The 23,233-nt window shown below is 66.2% G+C and carries 22 protein-coding genes; 17 read left to right on the forward strand and 5 right to left on the reverse strand.

The window, feature by feature from the left end; all coding sequences use genetic code 11:
- Nucleotides 1-8 precede the first annotated feature (8 nt).
- Nucleotides 9-803, reverse strand: coding sequence for an RNA methyltransferase (locus ACLV74_RS14055; RefSeq protein ID WP_411880009.1), 795 nt, complete (start codon nt 801-803; stop codon nt 9-11).
- Between the two features lie 14 nt (nt 804-817).
- Complete coding sequence (locus ACLV74_RS14060) at nt 818-1,678, reverse strand: LysR substrate-binding domain-containing protein (RefSeq protein ID WP_411880010.1); 861 nt, start codon at nt 1,676-1,678, stop codon at nt 818-820.
- 105 nt (nt 1,679-1,783) lie between these two features.
- On the opposite strand from ACLV74_RS14060, the gene ACLV74_RS14065 reads away from it, so the two are divergent.
- The 16 genes from ACLV74_RS14065 (at nt 1,784) to fabG (ending at nt 17,098) form a co-directional block, all read left to right on the forward strand.
- A complete protein-coding gene (locus ACLV74_RS14065) occupies nt 1,784-2,071 on the forward strand; it encodes a DUF1330 domain-containing protein (RefSeq protein ID WP_411880011.1) in 288 nt (95 codons plus the stop codon).
- A gap of 116 nt (nt 2,072-2,187) precedes the next feature.
- The gene (locus ACLV74_RS14070) at nt 2,188-3,180 is read left to right on the forward strand and encodes an inositol monophosphatase family protein (RefSeq protein ID WP_411880012.1); all 993 of its coding nucleotides are present in this window, start codon (nt 2,188-2,190) and stop codon (nt 3,178-3,180) included.
- Between the two features lie 73 nt (nt 3,181-3,253).
- Nucleotides 3,254-5,494: an FUSC family protein gene (locus ACLV74_RS14075; protein WP_411880013.1), complete on the forward strand. Its 2,241-nt coding sequence runs from the start codon at nt 3,254-3,256 to the stop codon at nt 5,492-5,494.
- Nucleotides 5,495-5,668: 174 nt separating this feature from the next.
- Entirely contained in the window at nt 5,669-5,965 is a 297-nt protein-coding gene (locus ACLV74_RS14080) for a phosphopantetheine-binding protein (protein ID WP_411880014.1), read from the forward strand.
- Complete coding sequence (locus ACLV74_RS14085) at nt 5,962-6,633, forward strand: hypothetical protein (protein WP_411880015.1); 672 nt, start codon at nt 5,962-5,964, stop codon at nt 6,631-6,633. The genes ACLV74_RS14080 and ACLV74_RS14085 overlap by 4 nt, the downstream gene beginning before the upstream one ends.
- Complete coding sequence (locus tag ACLV74_RS14090) at nt 6,630-8,000, forward strand: AMP-binding protein (RefSeq protein ID WP_411880016.1); 1,371 nt, start codon at nt 6,630-6,632, stop codon at nt 7,998-8,000. Before ACLV74_RS14085 ends, ACLV74_RS14090 begins: the two co-directional genes overlap by 4 nt.
- Complete coding sequence (locus ACLV74_RS14095; RefSeq protein WP_411880017.1) at nt 7,990-8,307, forward strand: 3-hydroxyacyl-ACP dehydratase FabZ family protein; 318 nt, start codon at nt 7,990-7,992, stop codon at nt 8,305-8,307. The genes ACLV74_RS14090 and ACLV74_RS14095 overlap by 11 nt, the downstream gene beginning before the upstream one ends.
- Complete coding sequence (locus ACLV74_RS14100; RefSeq protein ID WP_411880018.1) at nt 8,304-9,251, forward strand: acyl-CoA synthetase; 948 nt, start codon at nt 8,304-8,306, stop codon at nt 9,249-9,251. The genes ACLV74_RS14095 and ACLV74_RS14100 overlap by 4 nt, the downstream gene beginning before the upstream one ends.
- Nucleotides 9,252-9,258: 7 nt before the next feature.
- Entirely contained in the window at nt 9,259-9,876 is a 618-nt protein-coding gene (locus ACLV74_RS14105) for a LolA-related protein (RefSeq protein WP_411880019.1), read from the forward strand.
- Entirely contained in the window at nt 9,873-12,221 is a 2,349-nt protein-coding gene (locus ACLV74_RS14110) for an MMPL family transporter (protein ID WP_411880020.1), read from the forward strand. Before ACLV74_RS14105 ends, ACLV74_RS14110 begins: the two co-directional genes overlap by 4 nt.
- A complete protein-coding gene (locus ACLV74_RS14115; protein ID WP_411880021.1) occupies nt 12,214-13,017 on the forward strand; it encodes a polysaccharide deacetylase family protein in 804 nt (267 codons plus the stop codon). The genes ACLV74_RS14110 and ACLV74_RS14115 overlap by 8 nt, the downstream gene beginning before the upstream one ends.
- On the forward strand, nt 13,014-13,685 hold the full coding sequence (locus ACLV74_RS14120; protein ID WP_411880022.1) for a phosphatase PAP2 family protein: 672 nt from the start codon (nt 13,014-13,016) through the stop codon (nt 13,683-13,685). Before ACLV74_RS14115 ends, ACLV74_RS14120 begins: the two co-directional genes overlap by 4 nt.
- A gap of 75 nt (nt 13,686-13,760) precedes the next feature.
- Nucleotides 13,761-14,954 (forward strand): beta-ketoacyl-[acyl-carrier-protein] synthase family protein, encoded by a 1,194-nt coding sequence (locus tag ACLV74_RS14125; RefSeq protein ID WP_411880039.1) that lies wholly within the window; start codon nt 13,761-13,763, stop codon nt 14,952-14,954.
- Nucleotides 14,955-14,984: 30 nt separating this feature from the next.
- The gene (locus tag ACLV74_RS14130; RefSeq protein ID WP_411880023.1) at nt 14,985-15,818 is read left to right on the forward strand and encodes a beta-ketoacyl synthase chain length factor; all 834 of its coding nucleotides are present in this window, start codon (nt 14,985-14,987) and stop codon (nt 15,816-15,818) included.
- An 18-nt stretch (nt 15,819-15,836) separates the two neighbouring features.
- Complete coding sequence (locus tag ACLV74_RS14135; protein WP_411880024.1) at nt 15,837-16,364, forward strand: 3-hydroxylacyl-ACP dehydratase; 528 nt, start codon at nt 15,837-15,839, stop codon at nt 16,362-16,364.
- Complete coding sequence (fabG, locus tag ACLV74_RS14140) at nt 16,361-17,098, forward strand: 3-oxoacyl-ACP reductase FabG (RefSeq protein WP_411880025.1); 738 nt, start codon at nt 16,361-16,363, stop codon at nt 17,096-17,098. Before ACLV74_RS14135 ends, fabG begins: the two co-directional genes overlap by 4 nt.
- 162 nt (nt 17,099-17,260) lie before the next feature.
- On the opposite strand, the gene ACLV74_RS14145 is transcribed toward fabG, so the two are convergent.
- A complete protein-coding gene (locus ACLV74_RS14145; RefSeq protein ID WP_411880026.1) occupies nt 17,261-18,034 on the reverse strand; it encodes a glycosyltransferase family 2 protein in 774 nt (257 codons plus the stop codon).
- A gap of 49 nt (nt 18,035-18,083) precedes the next feature.
- The gene (locus ACLV74_RS14150; RefSeq protein WP_411880027.1) at nt 18,084-18,908 is read right to left on the reverse strand and encodes a lysophospholipid acyltransferase family protein; all 825 of its coding nucleotides are present in this window, start codon (nt 18,906-18,908) and stop codon (nt 18,084-18,086) included.
- A 654-nt stretch (nt 18,909-19,562) separates the two neighbouring features.
- Here ACLV74_RS14150 and ACLV74_RS14155 point away from each other — a divergent pair.
- Entirely contained in the window at nt 19,563-21,191 is a 1,629-nt protein-coding gene (locus ACLV74_RS14155) for a hypothetical protein (protein WP_411880028.1), read from the forward strand.
- 329 nt (nt 21,192-21,520) lie between these two features.
- Here the strand turns inward: ACLV74_RS14155 and ACLV74_RS14160 are convergent, their stop codons facing one another.
- Entirely contained in the window at nt 21,521-23,227 is a 1,707-nt protein-coding gene (locus ACLV74_RS14160) for a hypothetical protein (protein ID WP_411880029.1), read from the reverse strand.
- Between the last annotated feature and the right edge of the window lie 6 nt (nt 23,228-23,233).

A 23,233-nucleotide genomic window follows, 5' to 3' on the forward strand; every position in this document is an offset into this window, starting at 1 on the left:
GTGGGAGTTTAGTGGCCGTCCGCCGACCCTGCTGGTGTGCTGTCTTTAGACGGCGGTTGGGCGGCTTTCTGCAGCATGGCCTTGGCCACGCCGCGCAGGATGTGGATTTCCTCGGGGCTCAGCTGCGCGCGGTTGAACAGCTGGTTGAGCCGCGGCATCAGTTTTTTGGGTGAGGCCGGGTCCAGAAAACCGATGCCGGCCAGCGCCTCTTCCCAGTGTTTGAGCATGCCGGCCACCGCCGCCGCGTCGGCCAGCGTGGGCTCGGCCGTCGCCGCCTGCACGCTGAAGCCGCCCAGCGCCTGGCGCCAGTCGTAGGCGATCAGCTGCACGGCCGCGCCCAGGTTCAGCGAACCGAACTTCGGGTCGGTCGGGATGCTGAGCGCCACGTGGCAGCGGTAGACGTCCTCGTTCTGCATGCCGAAGCGCTCGGAGCCGAAAAGAAAGGCCACGGATTCAGGAGCAGCGGGCGCCTCTTCAGCCGCCGGGCCGCCCTGCCCCAGCAAGCCCGCAAAGTGCTCACGCGGCGCGCGGGTGGGCGGGCCGAAGTCGCGCGGCGTCATGGCGGTGGCGCACAGGTGGGCCACGCCGTCCAGCGCCTCGTCCAGCGTGGCGACGACGCGCGCGTTCTTCAGCACGTCGAGCGCGCCGCTGGCCCGCTGTATGGTTTCCTCGCGGTTCAGCACATTGGCCCAGCGCGGCGCCACCAGCACCAGGTCGTCAAAACCCATGGTTTTCATGGCGCGGGCGGTGGCGCCTACATTGCCGGCGTGGCTGGTATTGATCAGGATGAATCGCGTATGCATGGGACGGGATTGTCCTATGCGGATGGCTTCAGGACCTGAACCAGTGCCTTGATCTTGGGCGACATCGCGCCTTTGCGCCAGATCAGCTCGGTTTGCGCGCGGTCGCTGCCGGGCGGCAGGGCATGCACGCTCAGGCGCGCGCGCTCGGGAAAGGTCGCCAGCACACTGAGCGGCACCAGCGAGATGCCCATGCCCACCACGACGCAGCCCAGCATCGCGTGGTAAGAGGTGATTTCAATGGTCTGCGCCGGCCTGCTGTTTTTGCCGGCGTACCACTGCTCGAGCCGGGCACGGTGCGGGCAGCCCTGCTCAAAGGCGACGATGTTGCGCGGAGGCTCCGCACCTTTGGCGGTGATGGCGGCATGCCCGGCGCTCGCCACGATCACCAGTTCCTCGCTGTAAACCGGCTCGCGCTCGAACGGCCCGTCGGCAATCGGCCCCGTCACCAGCGCGGCATCCATCGTGCCGGCGAGTACGGCGGCGGCCAACTGCTGCGGGTTGCCGGTTTTGAGCGCCAGCTTCACCTCCGGGTAAAGGCGCACAAAGTCGCTGAGCGGGCCGGGCAGGCGTACTGCCGAAGTGCTTTCCATGGCGCCCAGTACCAGCGTGCCGCGCGGCTGGCCGTCACGGACCGCATCGCGCGCCTCGTCCGCCAGGGCCAGCAGGCGCTGGGCATAGTCCAGCAACACCTGGCCGGCCGGCGACAAATGCAGCCGTTTGCCTTCGCGGATGAACAGCGGCGTTCCCAGCTTTTCCTCAAGCTGGCGTATCCGCGTCGTGATGTTGGACTGCACACGGTGCAAGCGCTCGGCGGCGCGTGTCACGCCGCCGGCCTCCACCACCGCTTTGAAAATCACCAGGTCGCTTAATTCCATGAATCTCCGTAGAAGATGACAGCCATCCTTATTATTCATTTTTCAGAATGCAATGTCACGCGTATCGTCCAGCCCTTCACCACTTCACAACACCAAGGAACAACAATGGCAAAGGCTTACTGGATCGTGCGCGTCTCGGTGCGCAACATGGAGGAATACCCCCGCTACCTCACGGCGGCGCGGCCCGCCTTCGAGAAGTTCGGGGCGCACTTCCTGGTGCGCGGCGGCGCTTATGAAAGCATGGAAGGCAGCTCGCGCGAGCGCAACGTCGTCGTGGAGTTCGCCGACATGGCAACGGCCCAAGCCTGTTACGCCAGTCCCGAATACCAGGCCGCCCGGGCCATACGCCAGCAACATGCCGACGCGGATTTCCTGATCGCGGAAGGCGCTTAGGGCCAGGGACGCGATATTGCCCTGCGGAGGGGCCTTGCCGCGTTTATGGGAAAATACCGCCATTGCCCGCCGCCCGCATCGCCGGCGCCGGTTTTTCCCGTTCTTCCCTACAAGTTATGTCCAGCAACCTCCACCCCATGCTCAACGTGGCCATCAAGGCTGCGCGCGCTGCCGGCGCCATCATCAACCGCGCGGCGCTTGACGTTGAATCGGTCCGCATTTCGGTCAAGCAGACCAACGACTTCGTCACCGAGATCGACCAGGCCGCCGAGGCCGCGATCATCGAAACCCTGCTGACCGCCTACCCCGGCCACGGCATCCTGGCCGAGGAATCGGGCAGCGAGCATGGCGCGAAAGACTCCGATTTCGTCTGGATCATCGATCCGCTGGACGGCACCACCAACTTCATCCACGGCTTCCCGGTGTATTGCGTCAGCATCGCGCTGGCCGTCAAGGGCAAGGTCGAGCAAGCCGTGGTCTACGACCCCACCCGCAACGACATCTTCTGCGCCACCAAGGGCCGCGGCGCCTACATGAACGACCGCCGCATCCGCGTGGCCAAGCGCACGCGCCTGCAGGAATGCCTGATCTCCACCGGTTTCCCCTACCGTCCCGGCGACAAGCTCAAGACCTACCTCAACATGCTGGGCGAAGTCATGAGCCAGTGCGCCGGCGTGCGCCGCCCCGGCGCCGCGGCGCTGGACTTGGCCTATGTGGCCGCCGGTTTCAGCGACGGATTTTTTGAGTCCAACCTCAAGCCCTGGGACGTGGCGGCCGGCTCGCTGCTGGTGACCGAAGCCGGCGGCCTGATCGGCAACTTCACGGGCGAAGCCGACTTCATGGACCACGGCGAATGTGTGGCCGGCAACCCGCGCATCTACGGCCAGCTGGTGACCACGCTGGGCAAGTACAGCAAATTCGCCGGCGCCGGCGACAAGGCCGCCGTGCGCAAGGCCCTCAAGGACACGTCCGATGCGCAAGAGCCTGAGGAAAGCGCCGAAGACGCGGCCGCGCCCGCTCCCGCCCCGGCGGAAAAACCCACGCTCAAAGCCAAGCGCATCAAGGCCGGGGACCACCCCGCCAACAAAGCGCCGGACGCTCCGTTCTAAGCCAAACAAAAAAGCCCGCCTCGCGGGCTTTTTTCATGGTTCTGCATTTCGGTAAAGTGTGCCCAGGCACACCATGAACCCGCCCGACACCGCTTCCTCCCCCGCGCCGGCAATTCGCCTGCAGCAAAGGGCGCAAGCCTGGCTGCAAAAAAGCCTGCACGTGCTGCTGAGCCAGTACGTCGCCAACGGCCTGACGGTGTCGCTGGGCTTGGTGCTCATCATGCTGGCCCTCTTCGAGGCCGCCGGGCTGGCCGCAGCCTCCACCGCCGCGGTCGGCGTGATGATCACCAGCCTGCCCGACGTGCCCGCGCCGCGCAAACGCAAGATCATGCAGATGCTGCCCGCGCCGCTGCTGGGCGCGCCGCTCTTCATGCTGGTGCAGCTGGTGCGCCACGACGAACTGCTGCTGGGCATCGTGGTCACGGCCGCCACCTTCCTGGCCGTGATGATGATGGCCTGGGGCAAGCGCGGCGGGCCCATCTGCTTTTCGCTGCTGTTTTCCACGCTGTTCTCCATGGCCGCGCCACCGGTCGGCACGCTCGAGCAGATCGCGCTGCACGGCGCCTGGTTCCTGGTGGGCGCCGGGCTTTACCTGCTGTGGGCGGTGCTGACCACCCATTTGCTCAACGCCCGCTTTCGCGCGCAGCTGCTGGCCGAATGCCTGCACAGCTTCGCGCAGATCCTGCGCACCCAGGCCCGGCGCTTCGGCCCGCAACCCGACCATTCCGCGCTGCTGGCAAGCATGCTGCAGCAGCAGGCTACGCTGGCCGACCATTTGCAGAACACGCGCGACGTGGTGCTGGAGTCGCCCACCACGCCTGCGCGCCAGCGCCTGGCGGCCCTGCTGCTGAGCCTGCTGGAGGCGCGCGACCACCAACTGGCCTGCGACCTGGACCTGGACTTCCTGCTGGAGCACAGCGCCAGCGTGGCCGCGCTGCCTGCCCTGCAGCTGGCGTTGGACAGCACCGCCGCGCAGCTCGAAACCCTGGGCATGGATTTGCTGCTGGGCCGGCGCGGCGCGGCCGTCAACGCCATCACCGACCTGCGCCCGCAACTGGCCGGCGCGCTGCCGCCGCGCACCCAACCGGCCGATCCGCTGGCGCCCGACCCTTTGCGCATCGACACCACAGACCCGCTGGCGCTGCTGCACAACATGGCCGACCGCATAGGCCACATCAACGACGAGGCGGTGAAGATGGCGGCGCTGGCGCGCGGCGACCTGGCGCCCGCGCTGGCGGCCGTGCGCACGCAGTGGCAGCTTTTCGTGAGCACCACGCGCTGGTCCTGGAAGCCGCTGCTGGGCCAGCTGAGCTGGAGCGCGCCCACGCTGCGTTACGCGCTGCGCTGCACGCTGGCCGTGGCGGCCGGTTATGTCGCGTCGCTGCACCTGCCCTGGGTGGCGCATGAATACTGGATTTTGCTGACCATCGTGGTGGTGATGCGCGGCAACCTCGCGCAAACCGTGCAGCGCCGCAACGCCCGCGTCGCCGGCACGCTGCTGGGCTGCGCGCTGGTCATGGCCGTGCTGGCCGCGCACCCGGGCGCCCGCACCCTCTTCGGCGTGGTGGCGCTCGCCATGGGCCTGGCGCATGCCTTTGCGCTCAGGCGCTACCTCTACACCTCCATCGCCGCCACCGTGGCCGGCCTGCTGCAGGCGCACTTGCTGCTCGTCGGCATACAGCCCAGCTTCGCCATGGCCGAGCGGCTGGGCGACACCCTGCTGGGCGCGCTGATCGCCTGGCTGTTCAGCTACGTGCTGCCGGCCTGGGAGCGCAACCAGATCCCGGCGCTGGTGCGGCGCAGTGTGCAGGCGCAGCTCAAGCATGCGCAACTGGCGCTCGCGCTGCTGGACAATAGCAAGACCTCCGACCTGCCCTGGCGGCTGGCGCGGCGCGAGGCCTACAACAGCCTGTCGGACCTCACCCTCGCCACCCAGCGCAGCCTGGCCGAGCCGCAAAAGGTGCGCCCCCCGCTGGAGCCGCTCGAAGCCCTGCAGGCGCGCAGCTACCAATTGCTGGCCCAGCTGACGGCGGTGAAATCCCTGCTTTTGCTGCACCGCGCGCAACTGGACATGGCCGTGGCGCAACCGGCGCTGGTGCAATCCGCCCGCTGCATAGCAGCCGAACTGGAAGGTACGGACACCGCCGGGCAGGCAACGCCAGACGCCGGCCCGGCCATCGCCGGCCAGCCCTTCCAGCCGCGCCCCGACCCGCTGCTGGCCGCCGACCTCACGCCCTGGCTGCTGCGCCGCCTGACGCTGGCCTGCGCGATGGCAAGCGAACTGCGGCAGGCCCAAGCCCGCGCGCTGGCCTAGCGCGTGGATTTTCCGGTCGCGGCGCCGCCGCCCATAGGGCGCCACGCGCTGTAGGTAAAGACCGCGATCGGGGTCTCACCCCCTGTCGCCTCGGCTAAAATTTCCCGACTGAACAGGGGCGGCACGTGCGCGGCGGCCCTGTCCGAACCGTTCCCCAGAACCCTAGCGAGCACCATGCCTGAATCCACCGTCAACACCCCTTTAACGTCGGCCGACGCAGCCCTGCTGCGCGAAGTCGCTGAACTGGTGGTCAGCGCCTTGAACCTCGAAGTCAGCGCCGACGAGGTGCAGCCCGACGAACCGCTGTATGGCGACGGCCTGGGCCTGGATTCCATCGACATCCTTGAAATCGCGCTCGTGGTGTCCAAACACTACGGGCTGCAGCTGCGGGCCGACCACGAAGACAACCACGCCATCTTCCACTCGCTGCGCAGCCTGGGCGACCATATCGCCGCCTGGCGAACCCAGTGAACACCACCGGGGCGGCACGGTTTGCCCAGGCCTGCCGCTGGGGCGGTGTGCTGGCCCTGGGCTTGGCCTACGCCGTCGCTTCCCACCTGGCCGCCGCATCGGCCCAGCCCGGCTTGCCGCAGGCGCTGGTCGCCGTGCTGCCGCTGCTGGCGCTGGCGGCCGTGCTGGCCTGGCGCTCGCCGCAGCGTCCCGCCATGCTGGCCTTGTGCGGGCTGGCCTGCCTCGCTTTTTTTGCCGCCAGGCACTGGCTGGTCGCCCATTACAACTGGGTATTTTTGCTGCAGCATACGGGCACCTACACGCTGCTGTGCGCCACCTTCGCCCGGACACTGCTGCCCGGGCGCACGCCCATGATTTCGCAGTTCGCCCGCATCGTGCACGGCGACCTCTCACCGGCGATCGCGGCCTATACCCGTTCGGCCACCTGGGCCTGGGTGCTGTACTTCGCCGGCATCGCCGGTATCTCGCTGCTGCTGTTCTGGCTCGCGCCTGTGGCCGTCTGGTCCACCTTTGCCAACCTTCTGGGCATTCCCCTGCTGGGGCTGATGTTCGCCGCGGAATACGCGGCGCGCTGCCACGTCCTGCCGCCCGGGGAGCGCGCCGGGCCGCTGGAAGCTATACGCGCCTGGCGGCAGGCGTCGGCACAAAGCGGCAAGCCCCGGCCATGACAAGCCTTGCCCTGCTGGTTCATTCCAGCGACCAGGACTTGCTGGCTTCGCGCCACGGCCATCCCATCACCGCCGGGCAGTTCCTGGCCGATGCCAGGCGGCTGGCCGCGGCCCTGCCGGCGGGCCGGCATGTGCTGAACGCCTGCGCCGACCGCTACCGCTTTGCCGTCGGCTTTGCGGCCGCGTTGCTGGCCGACAAAATCAGCCTGCTGCCGCCCACGCTGACCCCGGAAATGGTCAGGCAGGTGCAGGCCTTCGCGCCCGACGTGTTCTGCCTGTCGGACCAGGCGCAACCCGTGGCGCTGCCGCGGCTGGCATGGGCCGACGCAATGGCAGCCGCTTGCCCCGCGCCGGCCACCGGACAAGACGTCCCCTGGGATGTGCCGCGGATTCCCGCGTCACGCACCGCCGCCATCATGTTCACCTCCGGCTCCACCGGCACGCCGGTGGCGCACCGCAAAAGCTGGGCAAGCCTGGTGCGCGGCGCCAAGGCGGAAGCCGGCCGCCTCAACCTGCTCGACGGCCGGCGCCACAGCATCGTTTCGACCGTGCCGCCCCAGCACATGTTCGGGTTCGAATCCACCGTGTTGCTGCCCCTGCAAAGCGGCACCGTCCTGGGCGCGGCCCATCCGTTTTACCCGGCCGACATCTGCACCGCGCTGGCGGCGGCGGCGCGGCCGCGCATGCTGGTGACCACGCCGGTGCACCTGAAGGCGCTGCTCGCTTCCGGGCTGGACGTTCCGCCTGTCGACCTGCTGCTGTCCGCCACCGCCGCCCTGCCGCTGCAACTGGCACTGGCGGCGGAAGCCCGCCTGCAGGCCCCGCTGCTTGAAATCTACGGATCGACGGAAACCGGGCAGATCGCCACCCGGCGACTGAGCCGGGGCGAAGCATGGACGCTGCTGCCGGACGTCGGGCTCAGCACGGCTCAGGGTCAGGCCTGGGCATCGGGCGGCCATGTCGAGCAAGCCATGCCGCTGGCCGACGAGCTTGAAGTGCTGCCCGGGAGCCGCTTTCTGCTGCACGGCCGCACCGCCGACCTCGTCAATATCGCCGGCAAGCGAAGCTCGCTGGGCTACCTGAACCACCAGCTGGCCGCCATACCGGGCGTGCTCGACGGCGCCTTCTTCATGCCGGACGAGCAGGGCGACAGCGTGGCGAGGCTGATGGCCTTCGTGGTGGCCCCGGGCCTGGCGGCGCCCGCCCTGCTGGCGGCACTGCGCGAACGCATCGACACCATCTTCATTCCCCGGCCCCTGGTGCTGGTCGAAGCCCTGCCGCGCAACAGCACCGGGAAGCTGCCGCGCGAGGCGCTGCTGGCCCTGGCGCAACAGCACCTTCGCAAGAGGCCCGCCCATGCACCTTGAAACCTGCTTTGTGGTGCCGCCGGACCATCCGGCGTTCGCCGGCCACTTCCCGGGCAATCCCATCGTGCCCGGGGTGCTGCTGCTCGATGCCGCCGTGCATGCGGTGCAGCAGGCGCTGGCCCCCGAAGCCGCGGGCGCAGCGGCCCAGGTGTGCCGGATCAGCGCGGCGAAATTCCTCAGCCCCGTGGGCCCCGGCGAAACCCTCACGCTGTCCTGCCGCCCAGGCGCCGGCGGCATCCACTTCGAGATCCGCAGCGGCGCTCGAAAAGTAGCCAGCGGCACCCTCGTGCCGCCGTTCCCGCCATGAGCGCGCCGCAGGCCGAGTGGCGGCAACTGCCCGAGCGCAGCAGCGGCTTCATGCTTCGCGTGATGACCCTGATTTCCCTGGGCCTGGGCCGCGGCGCCAGCCGCGTCGTCCTGTACGGCATCGCGGCCTACTTCCTGGCGTTTGCGCCCGCCGCGCGCCGCACCTCGCGCGACTACCTGCGCCGCGTCCTTGAGCTGCCCACGCCCGCGGCGGTCGGCTGGCGCCACCTGTTCCGGCATTTCCTGAGCTTTGCCTCGGCCGTCCATGACCGCGTCTTCCTGCTCAACGACCACTTCGAAATGTTTGACATCCGGGTGCACAACCAGCAGCTGATCGACCAGGCGGTGGCCGGCGGCAAAGGCGTGTTCCTCATGGGCGCCCACCTGGGAAGTTTTGAAGTGCTGCGCGCCATAGGCCGCCGCCAGCCCGGGCTGCGCATTGCCATGGTGATGTACGAGGAAAATGCGCGCAAGATCAACGCCGCGCTGGGCGCCATCAATCCCCAGGCGCAACTGGACGTGATCGCCCTGGGGCACATCGATTCGATGATCCGCGTGCATGCGCTGCTGGACGAGGGCGCCGTGGTCGGCATGCTGGGCGACCGCTCGCTGGGCACCGACGACACCTGCCCCACCGACTTCCTGGGAAGCACGGCGGAGCTGCCGCTGGGCCCCTTTCGCATGGCCGCCGTGCTCAAACGCCCGGTGCTGTTCATGACCGGGCTGTACCGCGGCGGCAACCGCTACGACGTCCACTTCGAAGAACTCGCGGACTTCTCCGCGCTGCCGGCGCGCGGCCGCACGCCGGCCGTGCAAGCCGCCGTGACACGCTATGCTGCACTGATGGCGCAGTATTGCCGCAGCGCCCCCTACAACTGGTTCAACTTTTTCGATTTCTGGCACGCCGCGCCGCGGCAGGCCGGCAGTCCCGAACAGTCACCCTGAGCAGCGCATGACACACCTTCTTTCACACACCGCAGCGGCCGCCCTTGCCCGCCGCACGGCCCGGCTGGTTGCAGCCCTCCTGGCCCTGGCCGTGTGCAGCCCGGCCGCGCTTGCCGCCTGGGACCTGCAGCAGCTGATGGACACGCTGGCGCAAAGCAAATCGGGCCGCGCCACCTTTGTCGAGAAGAAACACATCGCGCTGCTCGACAGGCCGGTGGAGTCGTCCGGCGAACTGCTCTACACCGCGCCCGACCGGCTCGAAAAACGCACGCTCAAGCCGAAACCCGAATCCATGTTGGTCAACGGCGGCGAACTGCTGATCGAGCGCGGCCGGCAGAAATACCAACTGCAGCTGCAGGCCTATCCCGAACTGGCCGCCTTCATCGACAGCATACGCGGCACGCTGGCGGGCGACCGCGGCGCGCTCGAGCGCAGCTACCGGCTGAGCCTGGAAGGCAGCGCCGAGCGCTGGGTCCTGCAACTGGAACCGGTGGACCCCAAAATGCAGGCGGTGGTCCAGCGCATCCGCATCAGCGGCGTGCGCAACCAGGTGCGCGGCATCGACATCACCCAGGCCGACGGCGACAGCTCCAGCATGACCATCGAACCGGCGGCCGTACCGTGACGACGGGTGCGCCGCGCCGCCACCGCGCGGCTGCCATCGTGCTGTGGCTGGCGTTTCTGGCCGGCTGCGCACTGGTCATCACCCGCACCCACTTCACCACCGACCTGTCGGCCTTTTTGCCTCGCACGCCCACGCCCGAGCAGCGCCTGCTGATGGACCAGCTCACGGAAGGGCTGGCCTCGCGCCTGGTGCTGGTGGGGATAGAGGGCGCCGACGCACCCACCCGGGCGCGGCTGTCGCGGCAGGTCGCCGGGCAATTGCGCGCCGACCCCGCGTTTGCCAGCGTGTCCAACGGCGAGCCCGTCAACGCCGCGCGCGACCGCGATTTCCTGCTGGCGCACCGTTATGTGCTCAGCCCCGCCGTGACACCCGAACGCTTCAGCGAGCAGGGCTTGCGCGCGGCCCTGGGCGAGAGCATCGACCTGCTGGCCTCACCCGCCGGCCTGATGGTCAAGGCCCTGCTACCGCGCGACCCCACCGGCGAAATGGTGCAGTTGCTGGGCCAGCTCAACAGCGGCAGCCAGCCGCGGCAGGTCGAAGGCGCCTGGGCTTCGCGTGACGGCAAGCGCGCGCTGATGCTGCTGCAAACCCGCGCGGCGGGCTCCGACACCGATGCCCAGCAGCACGCCATGGCGGTGATCCGCCAGGCCTTTGACAGCGCCGCCGGGCAAAGCGGCGCCAGCCTGGTGATGACCGGCCCCGGCGTGTTTTCCGTCACCTCCCGCGCGGCCATCCAGAGCCAGGTGAGCATGCTGTCGCTGATCAGCGTGGCGCTGATCGCCGGCCTGCTGCTGCTGGTCTACCGTTCCGCCGCCGCGCTGGTGCTGGGCTTCCTGCCCGTCGTCAGCGGCGCCCTGGCCGGGATCGCCGCGGTGAGCCTGGGCTTCGGCTCGGTGCACGGCATCACGCTGGGCTTCGGCACAGCCCTGATCGGCGAGGCGGTGGACTATTCCATCTACCTGTTCGTGCAGTCCGAGGACGCCGGCGCGGATCCGCAGCATTGGGTCAAGCGCTTCTGGCCCACCATACGGCTGGGCGTGCTGACGTCCATCGCCGGTTTTGCCTCGCTGCTGATGTCCGGATTTCCGGGACTGGCGCAGCTGGGCCTGTATTCGATCGCCGGCCTGGTCACGGCCGCCGCGGTGACACGTTATGTGCTGCCGCACCTGCTGCCGGCCGGCTTTCGCATCCATGACGTCTCGGCCATCGGGCGCGTGCTGCAGGCGCTGGCGGCGCGCGCGCACGCCCTGCGCTGGCCGGCAGCGGCCTTGCTGCTGGCCGCCTGCGCCATCCTTGCCGGCAACCGCGCCAGCCTGTTCAATGACAAGATCTCTTCGCTGAGCCCGGTGTCGCAGGCCGACGTGGCGCTGGACGAGAGCCTGCGCGCCGACATGGGCGCGCCCGACGTGCGCTATGTGGTGGTGGTTTCCGGCACCAGCCGCGAGGCGGTGCTGCAAACCGCCGAGCGGGTGTCCGGCGTGCTCCAGGCACAGGTCGAACTCGGCCGGATCGCCGGCTTTGAAAGCCCCAGCCGCTACCTGCCCAGCCTGGCCACGCAAAGCGCACGCCAGGCCAGCCTGCCGCCGCCCGCGCAGTTGCAGGCGCGGCTGGCCCAAGCGGTGCAGGGCCAGCCGGTGCGCGCGGAGATTTTCCAGCCCTTCCTGGCCGACGTCGCCGCGGCGCGCGAACGCCCGCCCCTGCAAGCGGCCGACTTCGAAAACACCTCCATGGCCATGGCCCTGGATGCCATGCTGCTCGGCAAAGCGCAACGCTGGAGCGCCCTGCTGCCGCTGACGGCGCCCAAGGGGGCGGGCATCCAGGCCGGCGACATACGCGCGGCCCTGGCCGCCAGCGCGCTGCCCGGCGTGCTGTTTGTCGACATGAAAAGCGAATCGGACCGCCTCTATTCGGGCTACCTGCATGAGGCCATCATGCTGTCGCTGGGCGGGCTGGCCGTCATCATCGTGCTGCTGCTGGCGGTGTTCCGCTCGCCGGCCCGCGTGCTGCGCATCATCGCGCCGCTGGCCGCCGCGGTCCTGACGGTCACGGCCGGCCTGGCCGTGCTGGGCCAGCAGCTGATCATCCTGCACCTGGTCGGCCTGCTGCTGGTTGTGGCCGTGGGCTCCAACTACGCGCTGTTCTTCGACCGGCCCGGCACGGCCGAGCCGATTGCGCCGCGCACGCTGGCCTCCATGCTGCTGGCCAACCTGACAACGGTGGCGGGCTTCGGCCTGCTGGCATTTTCAAAAGTTTCCATCCTGCAGGCCATGGGCGCCACGGTCGCGCCCGGCGTCATCCTGGCGCTGGTGTACGCGGCGATCTTTGCCCGGAAACCCCATGCCTGAACCCACCTGGAAACCCGGCGCCCTGCTGCGCGCCAGCGCCGGCGTGCATCTGCTGGCGCTGGCCGCCGTGCTCTTTGACGCCGGCCTCTGGCCCTGGGCCCTCGCCGCCGTCGTGCTCAACCATGGGGTGATTGTCTTTGCCGGCCTGTGGCCGCGCAGCCACTGGCTGGGCCCCAACTGGACGCGCCTGCCCGCGCCGGCCCGCGCCCGGCGCGAAATCGCGCTGACCATCGACGACGGACCCGATCCCGCCGTAACGCCCCAGGTGCTGGACCTGCTGGACCGCTACGCGGCCCGCGCCACCTTCTTCTGCGTCGGCGACAAGGCCGCGCGCCACCCCGAGTTGTGCCGCGAACTGGTGCGCCGCGGCCATGCCGTCGAAAACCACAGCCAGCACCACCGCCACCATTTTTCGGTGACCGGCCCGCGCAGCATGCTGCGCGAACTGCAGGCGGCGCAGGACACGCTGGCCCGGGTGAGCGGCCAGCGCCCGCTGTTCTTTCGCGCCCCGGCCGGCTTGCGCAACCCATTCCTCGACCCGGTGCTGGCCCGGCTCGGCCTGCGGCTGGCCAGCTGGTCGGTGCGCGGTTTCGACACGCGCACCGGCGACGCCGCGCGCGTGGCGCGCAAACTCAGCGCCGGGTTGCGGGCCGGCGCCATCGTGCTGCTGCATGACGGCAATGCGGCGCGCACGCCGCAAGGCGTGCCGGTCATCCTGGAGGTGCTGCCGGGCCTGCTCGAATCGATCAGCCAGGCAGGGCTGCGCACCGTGACCTTGCGGGAGGCCCTCACATGACGCCCGCGCAGGCCCACCCCGGTCCTTGGCCCGCGATGGCCCGGGCGGTTTCGCGGCACTTCTTCCTGAAGGGCCTGGGAACGGCGGTCTTCATCGCCGTGTTTTTCGCGGCCTATTTCTACCTGCTCAAGCACCCGGCCTTTCCCGTGGCCGTGATGCCCCGCACCTGGGCCGACCGGCTCATCGGCTTTGCGCCGCTGGCCCTGCCGGTCTACCTGTCGCTGTGGGTGTATGTGTCGCTGCCGCCGCTGTTCTTCAGCGACAGGCGCGAGTTGCTGCACTACGGCCTGGCGATCGCGCTGACCTGCCTGGCGGGCCTGGCCGTGTTTTATGCCTGGCCGACAGCCACACCCGCCGCCGACGTCGACTGGCTCCAATACCCCGATATGCGTTTCCTGAAAAACATCGATGCGGCGGGCAACGCCTGCCCTTCCCTGCACGTCGCGACGGCTGTTTTTTCCGGCCTGTGGCTGCACCAGCTGCTGCGCGGTTTTTCCGTGCCGTCCTGGCTGCTGTGGCTGAACGCCCTCTGGTGCGCCGGCATCGCTTATTCGACACTGGCCACGCGCCAGCACGTCGCGGTGGACGTCGCGGCGGGCATTGCGCTGGGCGCGTTCGGGGCCTGGCTGTCCCTGCGCCTGCACCGGCGGCGCGGGGGGCGGGCATGAGCGCGCGCCCGCCCGTCTTTGCAGGGGTTTGCTAAAGTGTCTTTTTCTTCAGATCGTTCAGATAGGCGCGTTCCCCTGTACCCCCTTTGGCTTTCCCACTTCACCGCGACCAGCAGCCTGGGCCGCGGCCTGGCGCAGACCCTGGACGCGCTGCGCGCACGAAGGGGCGGGCTGGCGCCATGCGCCTTTGACAGCGTAGACCTGCCGACCTTTGTCGGCGAGGTGGCCGGCACGGACGACGTTGTGCTTCCCGCGCCCCTGGCCGCTTTCGACTGCCGCAACAACCGGCTCGCCCTGCTGGGATTGCAACAGGACGGTTTTGAGGCCGCCGCCGCGGCCGCCGCCGCGCGCCACGGCCCGCAACGTGTGGGTGTTTTTATCGGCACCAGCACCTCGGGCATTCTGCAGACCGAACTGGCCTACCGCCGGCGCGACCCGGCCAGCGGCACCCTCCCCGCCGATTTCAATTACGGCAGCACGCACAACACCTTTTCCGTGGCCGACTTCACGCGACGTCACCTGGGCCTGGAAGGCCCGGCCGTCGTCGTTTCGTCGGCCTGCTCGTCAAGCGCCAAGGTCTTCGCCTCGGCGCAAAGAATGCTGCGCGCCGGCCTGATCGACGCCGCGGTGGTGGGCGGCGTGGATTCGCTGTGCCTGACCACCCTGTACGGCTTCAATTCACTGGGCCTGATTTCCACCCAGGCCTGCCGCCCCTTCGACGCCGCGCGCGACGGCATCTCCATCGGCGAGGCCGCCGCCTTTGCGCTGCTGGAACGCGCGCCGGCGCAGGCCGGGCCCGGCGACGTGCTGCTGCTGGGCGTGGGCGAATCCAGCGACGCGCACCACATGTCCTCACCGCACCCCGAAGGGCTGGGCGCGCGCCTGGCGATGGAGCAGGCCCTGGCCATGGCCGGCCTGGACGCCGCCGACATCGGCTACATCAACCTGCACGGCACCGCGACGCAAAGCAACGACGCCGCAGAGGCCAAAGCGGTGGCCGGGCTCTTCGGCCGCGGCGTGCCCTGCAGTTCCACCAAGGGCGCGACCGGCCACACCCTGGGCGCCGCCGGCGGGCTGGAGGCCGTGGTATGCGCACTGGCGCTGCGGCACGGCCTGCTGCCCGGCGGCCTCAACACCCGCGAGCCCGACCCGGCCCTGCATGTCGACTACCTGATGGACAACCAGGAGGCCTTCCCCCGGCATGTGCTCAGCAATTCCTTCGGCTTCGGCGGCACCAACTGCAGCCTGCTGTTCGGCCGCGCCGGCTAAGGCTCGCGCAGGTCCCTGGCCCCTCACGACATGACGCACACGCCCTCCTCCCCCGCCGCCCCGGCCATCACTGTGTTTGTGGAGGGCATAGGGCTGCTGGGCCCGGGCCTGGAGAACTGGGCGCAGGGCCGCGAGCAGCTCCAGGGCGTCGCGCCCTGGCAGGCCGCGCGCTGCGCGCTGCCGCCGCCCATGGCCTTGCCGCCGGCCGAGCGACGCCGCGCCGGCGCGGTGGTCAGGATCTCGCTGGCGGTCGGCGCGGAGGCCGTGGCGGCCTCGGGCCTGCCGGCGGCCACGCTGGCCTCGGTGTTTTCGTCCTCCAGCGGCGACGCCGTCAACTGCCATGAAATCTGCAGCGCGCTGGCCTCCAGCGACAGGCTGATCTCCCCGACGCGCTTTCACAACTCGGTGCACAACGCCGCGGCCGGCTACTGGAGCATTTCCAGCGGCGCCATGGCGACCTCGTCGGTGCTGTGCGCGCGCGACGGCAGTTTTGCGGCCGGCCTGCTCGAAGCGATGACGCAGGTGGCGGTCGAGCAGGTGCCCGTGCTGCTGGTCGCCTACGACACCGATTACCCCGAGCCGCTGCACCGTGCGCGCCCCATCCCCGACAGCTTCGGCGTGGGCCTGGTGCTGGCGCCCGTCCGCAGCGAACACAGCCAGGCGCAGTGGACGCTGGAGCCGGCCGGCTGCCTGAGCCCGCAGCCCGCCGACCGGCTGGAGGACCCGGCGCTCGAGAAGCTGCGCCTGGACATCCCGGCCGCGCGCTGCCTGCCCCTGCTGCGCGGCACGGCCCTGCGGCAGTCGGGCCGCGTCGTGCTCGACTACCTGGAGGGCCTGCAGCTGGCCCTGCAGGTCGCACCCTGAAGTCCGCGAGCCGTGTCCATGCCTGCTGCCTCCTGCCCGCCTTCAAGCCTCAGCCACGAGGACATCGCGCGCCGCATTCCGCACCGGGGCCGCATGTGCCTGCTGGAGCGCGTGACGTCCTGGGACAGCGAACACATCATCTGTGAAGCCATCAGCCACCTGGACGCCGGCAACCCGCTGCGCGCCCACGGCCGGCTGGGCGCGGCCTGCGGCATTGAATACGCGGCGCAGGCCATGGCCGTGCACGGCGCGCTGGTCTGCGAGACGCAAGCGGCTTCGCCGGGCGGCCCGCCCAAGGCCGGTTACCTGGTCAGCGTCCGCGACGTGGCCCTGCATGTCGCCAGGCTGGACGACCTGGGCATGCCGCTGACCCTGCGCGCCGAGCGCAGCAGCGGCAACGCCGCCAGCATCCTCTACGGCTTTACCGTGCACGCGGGCGATGCGCTGCTGCTGTCGGGCCGCGCCGTGGTGATGCTGGACACGGTGCCCGTGAATCCAGCAAGCCCCGCAGCTTCCGCTGCCGAATCGATCAAGGAGACCCCATGAGCGACCCCGCACCCCGAAAACGCGCGCTGGTCACAGGCGGCAGCGGCGCCATCGGTTCGGCCATTTGCCGCCAGCTGGCCGCCGACGGATTCCATGTCCTGGTGCACGGCCACCGCAGCCTGGACGCCGCGTCCGCCGTGGCGGCGGCCATCCAGGCCTCGGGCGGCCACGCCGAAGCCGTGGGCTTCGACGTCACCGATGCCGCCCAGACCGCCGCCGCCCTGGAGGCGCTGCTGCTGCAGGGGCCGGTGCAGGTGCTCGTGAACAACGCGGGCATCCATGACGACGCGGTGTTCCCGGGCATGCAGCTGCGCCAGTGGCAGCAGGTCATCGATGTGTCGCTCAACGGTTTTTTCCACGTCACCCAGCCCTTGATGATGCCCATGATCCGCACGCGCTGGGGGCGCATCATCAGCATCACCTCGGTGGCCGCCGTGGCCGGCAACCGCGGCCAGGTCAATTACTCGGCGGCCAAGGGCGCGCTGCATTCGGCCACCAAATCGCTGGCGCTGGAAGTGGCCAGCCGCGGCATCACGGTCAATGCGGTGGCGCCCGGCATCATCGCCACGCCCATGAGCCAGGACAGCTTTGACGCCGCCGCCATCGCCCAGCTGGTGCCGATGAAGCGCGCCGGCCAGCCCCAGGAGGTCGCGGACCTCGTGAGTTTCCTGGCCTCGGAGCGCGCTGCCTACATCAGCGGGCAGGTGATTTCGATCAATGGTGGAATGATATAGCCCCCACGCTTGTTCACTGCGTGTAAGCGCTGCCCCCCGAGGGGGCCAAATTTCCTAGGGGCGGCCCGTCGGAAATTTACCGCCCCCACGCTTTTTCACTGCGTGTAAGCGCTGCCCCCCGAGGGGGCAAAATTTCCTAGGGGCGGCCCGTCGGAAATTTAATTAACTCCCGCGCATCCTGCGCGCCAGCAGCATGGGCAGGCGCAGCACAAACCCCAGCAGCAGGCGGCCATGCATCCAGCTGAGCAGCAGGTTGTCGCGCAGGTAGTTGAAGTGCGACACGCCGCCCTCGTCGGGGCGGAAGTACCTGACGGTAGCCGGCAGGTTGACGGGCTTGACGCCGCGCCAGCACATGCGCACCACCGCTTCGGGGTCGAAGTCGAAGCGGCGCATCCAGCGCTGCCCGGCCATGACTTCGCGCAGCGGGCCTATCGGGTAGACCCGAAAGCCGAACAGCGAATCGCCGATGCCGGCCCACAGGGTTTCCAGGTCGGCCCAGCCGTTGGAGACCTTGCGGCCGTTGACGCGCAGGCGCGGCGCGTCCGCGGCGAATACGGGCACGCCCAGCACCATCGCGGCGGGCTGGGCCTGAGAAGCGGCCATGAACTCCGGGATCAGGTGGGCCGGGTGCTGGCCGTCGGAGTCCATGGTCAGCGCGTGCGTGAAGCCCAGCCCCGCGGCCAGTTCTATGCCGTGCAGCACGGCGGCCCCCTTGCCGACATTGCGCGGCAACACCAGCACACGCAGCCTGTCGTCATGTTCGGCCATCGCCAACAGGCGCGCGGCGCTGCCGTCGGTGCTGCCGTCTACCACCACCCACACCGGCGCCCACTGCGCGAGCGCGCCGCGCACGGTTTCGTCGACCTTGACGCCGGGGTTGTAGCTGGGAATCAGGACCAGGTGCGTGCCGGACGCGGCGCGGGGAGTATGGTTCATGGTGTGATGGGTCAGGGTAACGGGGAATGGCCCGCGCACCGTACCGGCCTCATGCCGGCGGCGCCGGGGCCGTGGGTGCGAGCGACGACAGCGGCTGGGAATGCCGGAGCTCGGTGTCGAAGTAGCGCTCCAGCTCGGCCGTGAAGCCGGCCGTGTCACCGGCGGGCTCAAAGCGCTGGCCCAGGCGCACACGGTAGGTCACGGGCATTTTCGGCGTCCACAGCAGCGACCAGCCCTTGCCCAGGAAGGCCGAATCGGTTTCGATGAAGACGGTCTGCACCGGCACGCCGGCATGTTTGGAAATCAGGCCGGTCGTGCCCTGCATCTGCCCGACGGGAAAGCGCCGGGTGCGGGTGCCCTCCGGAAACAGCAGCAGGCTGCTGCCCTGGCGCAGGTCCGCCACCGACAGCTGCACCATGGTGCGCAGCGGCGTGTTGCGGATGTAGCCGACCAGCCGCGCGCCGGCGCCGAAGAAGACGCTGTTGACGATGTCGGCTTTCATGATGCAGGTGGCATCCGGCAGGCGCGACAGGATCATGATGGCGTCCAGCAGCGACGGGTGGTTGGGCGCGATGATCAGCGCCGGGCCCCCCTGCAGCACGTCCAGGGCACCCAGGTCGAAGCGGCAGGCACCCATGAGGGCTAGCAGGCGCAAATAGGCGCGAAAGCTGGCCGACGCCAGCCTGCGTCCCCAACTCTTGCTGCGCGCCCTGGGCAGCAGCACGCGCATGGCGATGGCCATCACCGAGATGCCCAGGCAGAGGGCCACCAGCAGCCCGTAGCCCAGGCACAGCCGTACGGTCTCGTGCGCGGTCCCGCGGCCCGCCTTCAACGGGGGCGGTTCGGCAAGCATGGCGTCAGATTTGTTGTCCATTGAAGCGGTTCGCGGGTGGCTTTCAGCTTGCGGGGGTTTCGTCGCTCCCGGCGACCCGGATGTCAGCCTTGCGAAGGACGGGGAGCCCGGCGCGGACCGGGACTCGCTTGCAGAGCGCTGGAATACGGGAATCCCAGCCAGTCTACCTCTGCGCGCAAGCCCTTATCCTGCAAATCGCCGGTTTGCGGTGTAAGGTTTCACGCCTTCCGGCGGCTGCGCATCCGGCTTCTCGACCGGAAGGCGGCCAAAGCGGCAAGCGCCCGGGAGTAAAGGACAATCGGGCGTACGGGGACGGCAAGGCGGCCCCAAGATAGCGGCTCGAGTGAAATGAAAATGCCAAAAGAAGGAGGCGCCAGCACGCCAAGTCATTGATGCAAAAGGAAACAATTCGGAGCAAAAACGCCGCCGCGGGCACGGCCGAAGACACGCCCATGATGACGCATCATCGGCGTAACCGCATGGATAAAGGCTCTCCGGGCCAATATTAGTTTTTGGTGGTCATTTGGCGGAATATAAACTCCACTTACGCCCCGTTCACTGGGGGCAGACCCTCAACTCCCCTTAGTGAAAATAGCTACATGACCGCAGCAAGCGTTATCACGACTTGTCACTGGACTATGAGCAGGCTATAAGAAAATTTTCGACAGGGGCTGTATGAAACGACGCGTCTTCCTTCACTCAACTTCGGCGGCTGCACTAACTTATTCGTTGGCATCGCCCGCCGAGGCAAAAAGCGGCTACACGGGCCGTACAACGCTTATTGTCAGAGCCCCTGCTGGCGGCCCGCCCGACATCGTGGCGCGAAAATTCGCAGAAGTTGCGCGATCTGAATCCGGGTATGACTTCATCGTTGACAACCAGGCTGACGTGTCCAAGCCCTTGAACTACAGAGGCACTTCGAGCGTTGAGCGAACAATTTATCTCATAACTACCGATCAGTTGGCGCGTTCAACCATGGAGGGCGCGGCCGATCTAAGAGGCTTTTATCACGTCATAGCTCCTGTTGCGCAAACCCCATTTGCAGTAGCTCTTCACCCCAAGTTCAATGTGGAAAGTCTTGAGGGCCTTAAAACATTGAACCAGCCCATAAGGCTGTTGTCCTCTGAACAAGACATGAGTTTGAGAGCTCGGACTCTTGCAACGGTTTTGAGCTCCGCAGCTCCGAACTTAAGAATTGACGTCCGCCAAATTGACCGGCGAGTGTCATCGTCCCAAATGCTGTTTGACGACGACATCGATTGTGCTTTAGCGCCTGTCAGCACTTTTGGCTCTCTCATGTCGTCAACTCGAACACGGTATCCATACATGCCGTTGCCAACATACCCGATCATTGGCAGCCTGGGGCAAGCCACTGCGAATGATCTGGAGAACTTCTCCGGGAACTACCCCGCAAGTGAAACATATTTCTTAGCGGTGGATCGAACATGGCCAAGATGGCTCGCTGAGGATTTCTCCCGAGAATTCGCTCAGTGGCAGAGCAAGCTTTTCAACTCGTCCTTCAGCTCAAGTTTCTTGCCAGTAAAGAATGATCCGGAGAGGTATCACAAAGAGATCGCAATGGCGACAGGCAAGGAAAAGTTCGTCACGTTCCAAAAGCCTGAAGGTGCAATCATCCTTCAATCGGCAATAGAAGAGTACCGGAACAACATCAGTAGTCAGCTCAAGGTGACACTCCCTCCGCTTAAGAAAGAAGAACCTCAGAAGTTCAAAGGCCCCGACAGGCAACGCATTGACGTTCCCCAAGACGCCATGAAACCATCTGACAGCGAAAAGGGAACCGGCGTCAGGGGAGGGATGAATCCAAACTTAATCAATCCGGTCCAGGAGTCTCCTAAAGTTACTCAAGAGGAAGGTCAGAAAGCAAAAGTAACCGCGCCAGACCCTCGCTATGTGAAGGCAGCTCCAGAAACTCCTGCCAATCCCCCAGCTCCAAATGGTGGCGTTGAACCTCTCACAGGTGGCCCCGATCCAAGGCAAATTGCTGGATCTACCCAAAATGGAAAAGCTCCAGCTCCCCCTCCCGCCCCTCCAACGGCGACCGAAATTAAAGCTGGTGCGAAAGATCCCGTTTACATAATTGAATACAGCAGATATCTCGACAAACTTGTGGCACGGGTGCAAAACGATAACGACACCAAACCGCGACCCTCACCTAAACCTGCGGAACCTCCTCAAACACTGGGAACAACAAACTTGGACAAGTCCGATCCGAAATGGGGGGCCGCAATGCAGCCACTTCAGGACGCGCGTGATCTCGAACGGAAAATTATGCAGATGAAATAAATGGCCGTTATAGCGGCAACCATGAGAAATGGAGCGACTTTCTCGGGCAACTCGGAGTACTAAGCTCCGCTCTTGATTAATATGAAGGCTAAGTTAGATGCCAATCTGCTGCGAGGGGAACCGCTCTTGCACTAGTGTCGGCGCTTCGCCATCTCTCTAACGGAGAAAAGTTTACAAGGGGAATGAGTGACGAAGTCTTGATGTATTTCTTAGGCCAAATCCAAGCAGAGCGAGGCTCCGTAGTGCTGGCGCAAGCGGTAAAGTCAATTCGCGCGCATATCGTGTATTGGCGGGACGATATCAAAAAAGGAATGTTTTCAGCTCATAGCCTAATTGGGCTGAGGCTCATCAGTCTCGGGCGGCAGCAACTCTAGGTATTTGTATGTGGGCTTTTTCGACATCCCATAGTAATTCGTTTGCACCAGGCGGGAGTTCTCTTTGTCAAAAGAAATGCTGCCAGTGAGCATGACTTCGGCCATCTCAGGATAGTCACGCACGACCGTTAAATAGTATTCCCTGGCCCAAGCTTGAGCTTTACAAGAGAGCGCATAGCCCTGCCTGTGATGCTTGCCTTTTCGGTCGAGCGGAGCCAGACCAAATACGTTTAAACAAAACGCTGGAGCTCGAATGCTCACGTAGTTCGGGAATTCAATTAATTTCTCAATCTGCTCATACAAAAGCCTGCGCGTTTTTCGCCTCACCACTGTCCAGGCCTTCCCATCATTGAAGCCGTGCATTGCGCCCCATGCCATGTTGTGCTGGAAAACCCATGAGGACATGAAAGGCCCCTTCACATATGTCGAATCAATGCAAAGCTGATACACCAACTCGGCCAACTGGTCGTGAATATTGCGATGGCCCTCTTCACGCCGCATGCGATGGACATAGGGGAAAATCTTTGCCTTGTTTACCAGCTCAATCGCCTTCGTGGCGAAATCACATTTGGCATTGAATGCATCATGTGCCTTTGTCTCATATGCGTTCTCTATTCCAGAAAGTTTGTCCAGGCCAATGCAAGCCGAATTCACTTGATGAAAAGCCTGGGACAGGACTATCGATTGGTCGTTTGTGCGCCCAGTCGCCAGATAGGCTTTCATTGTGATGAGCACTGCCCGAAGATAGGCGCTCCACTGCTGGCCGTCCCATGATGTGTAGTCGTCATATTCAACATCAAAGGCACCAAGCCCCCCGCCTTGCTGAATGCCGGCAACCAGCTCATAGTTGCCGTAAATTGTCTGACTCACCGGTTTGACATACCCAAAAAAGCCGGACTGGTAGCCCTCCACTTCAACGTAGAGGAATGAGTCCTTCTGAGCTACCGCCTCCATCGTAATGTTCCGGCTAAAGGCGCTCATCGGAAAATCTTTGTCAGTGTCTGACTCTGCCATTTCCCTGAAGAGTTGCAGTGCAGTAATTGGCGTGCTTTTGACAATGATTTTGCAGATATGCCGGTCGCTCAGCACAAGAAATATCTCCTGAGCATATTCGGCCGTTTTTGGAGGAGGCTTTTTCTGAATGTCGCCCTTCATCCATTTGTTGGCCAGACCCCAGTGCTTTACCAACTGCTTTGACGAGTAGCCAACCTCGCTCATAACAACTTTGATTTCGTCTTCATTGCCGCGAAAGGCCAGCCTCACCATCTCACCCGTGAAGCGCCTCGCGTTGCGATACCCAAAGACTGGCGGGCGAATGTAGGCATAGTAAGTCCAGGTCAGAAACGTGCCTAGAAACAGTAGGCCTAGCATTGCCTGCCAAAGGGCCGAATTAAACCAAGGGGTGTCAAAAACCGGCCAGTGCTGGGACGACCAGACCTCAGTAAGAAGTGTCGCCACACCGATGAAAGCGATGAGCCCAAAAGTGAGCGGATACATGAATCCCGGAGCTACTGCCACACGGAATTTGTAGCGGATGTCCGTTACCGTGTAGAGCACCGCCAGGAGTGCGAGAGCAGCCAAAAACTCAGCGAAGCCAAAGATTTTGGTCATTGACAGCATTGGGACGAGGCGTATCCAGTCCCAGCAGGTATCAGCATTCATATGTGT

This window comes from Polaromonas sp. YR568, assembly GCF_943369415.1.
Lineage (GTDB): Bacteria > Pseudomonadota > Gammaproteobacteria > Burkholderiales > Burkholderiaceae_C > Polaromonas.